Genomic DNA, 1865 nt, shown 5'->3' with positions numbered 1-1865 from the left:
TGAATATTCTTGTGCGATGAAATCGCACTTCCGGAAATCTGGAAATCAGATGACCGGAAGGCGGAAATCATCTAATGCGAGGTTACTCGCGCAATGCTTTATCTAAGCCATATACCTCACGCATTGATTTGTCATTTTGGGGATCAATGCTGGTGATGTTGATTATATAGCTGTCATGAGCGATTCTGTCTATGATGGCATCGGCAAGAGGGCTGTCATTGCCTCCGAGCTGGTCATACCACTCAGAATACTCATATTGGGAGCAGAAGATGGTGGATGATTTCTTCCGTCTTCTGTGCAGGAGTTCGAAAATATCCCTTTGCTCCGTCTCCGTAGGCTTTAAAAGAAGCCATTCATCAATGATAAGCACCAAAGGATTGGCGTACTTTGCCATTACCTTTTTGTATCCGCCGTCAGACCGCGCCATTTCCAGATCAATGAGCAGATCCGGCAGACGGATATACCTGGTGTTGAAATACTGCTTACATGCCTCCATCCCAAAGGCACAGGCCATGTAAGTCTTACCGCAGCCTGTAGCGCCGGTAATAAAAAGATTCCGGTGTTCAGAGATATATTCGCAGGTGGCAAGACGTTTGATGAGTTCCCTGTTCAACTTACGCCCGGATGTATAGTTGATATCCATGATACTGGCATCCGGCTGATCGAATCCGGCATTCCGGATGAGCCTTTTTAGACGGTTATTCTTGCGGCTGCTGAATTCGATATCTACCAGCATACCGAACCGGTCTTCAAAAGGAACTTCCTTAAGTTTTGGATTGTCTGTCTGGTTACGGAATGCATCCGCCATTGCAGTGAGACGCATTTCGATTAATTTATCAATTGTACTCTGGTTGGTCATATGCGTTTACCTCCGATAGTAATCGGCACCACGGGTGATGCCTTTTGCTTTCTGTTTCGTGTTTCCGGATCCATTTTCGGATGGACCTGTCTGGTCAGCACCGGTTGCAAGAATGTTGCTTATGCTCTTGTAACTGGGCGAAGCCGTAAAGGACAATGCCTTTTTGCAGGCGGCTTCCAGTCTGCTGTCTGAATACTTTTCAGCCAGCTTCAGAAGCCCCATACAGCTCCGGTAGGTCTGCTGTTCCACGGGTTTGGAGGCAAGTATTGCATTTACCACAGTGTACGTGTTTATGCCAATCCGCTCAGCCCATTTGCGGAAACGGTCGCCGTTCCATTCCAGATATCTCTGGTGATCCTGCGGCATATGCTCTGTAATGGTACTGTACTGCCCGGGGTGCCCGGTAAGGCGGCGGTGGGAAGCGATGCGGTTATGGTTGTAGAAAATTTCAATTGTGTGTTCCGTTACCCGTACATCAACTTTCTTTTTGATGTATTCATATGGCACAGAGTATAGCATTCTGTCCACGGATATGTGATAATTGAACTGGACGGTAGCCTGTTTCCAGTCTGCCAGTTCAAAGCGGGTAGCAGGCAGCGGTGCCAGAAATGGCTTTTCTTCCTCAAGAAACAAGCTGATCCGGCTGCCCTCTTTCTTTTGAAAGAGTTTGTGGTTGAATAGCTCCAGTTTGCTCCTGATTGCCCGGTTCAATTCGGCAAGGGAGAAGAACTGCTCATCCCGAAGGGCGGCGGTGATCCACGTGGATATCACTCCTACGGTTCCTTCTGCATTTGGCTTATCCTTTGGAGCCCTGACACGCGCAGGGATAATGGCTGTCCCATAATGCTCTGCCATTTCCTGGTAGGTCTCATTGATCTGCTGGTCTTTCCAGCCGCCATTGTGGATAACGGCAGTCTTGCAGTTATCCGGTACTAAGATTTTGGCAACACCGCCAAAATATTCATACATATGCACATGGGCAGCTATCCATGATTTCTGCTTCATG

At 47.9% G+C, this 1865-nt stretch carries 2 protein-coding genes; both read right to left on the bottom strand.

Translation table 11 applies throughout. The features are described 5' to 3' along the window. Positions 1–82 precede the first annotated feature (82 nt). The gene (istB, locus tag NFS31_RS26590) at positions 83–859 is read right to left on the bottom strand and encodes an IS21-like element helper ATPase IstB (RefSeq protein ID WP_251502066.1); all 777 of its coding nucleotides are present in this window, start codon (positions 857–859) and stop codon (positions 83–85) included. Positions 860–865: 6 nt separating this feature from the next. Further along, positions 866–1865, bottom strand: a 1000-nt coding sequence (locus tag NFS31_RS26585) for a Mu transposase domain-containing protein (RefSeq protein ID WP_416389503.1), incomplete at its 5' end; no start/stop codon positions are given.

This window comes from Otoolea muris, assembly GCF_943193115.1.
In the GTDB taxonomy this organism is placed as follows: domain Bacteria; phylum Bacillota; class Clostridia; order Lachnospirales; family Lachnospiraceae; genus Otoolea; species Otoolea muris.
Note: the sequence above shows the minus strand (reverse complement) of the source record. Positions and strands in the feature narration are given on the sequence as shown.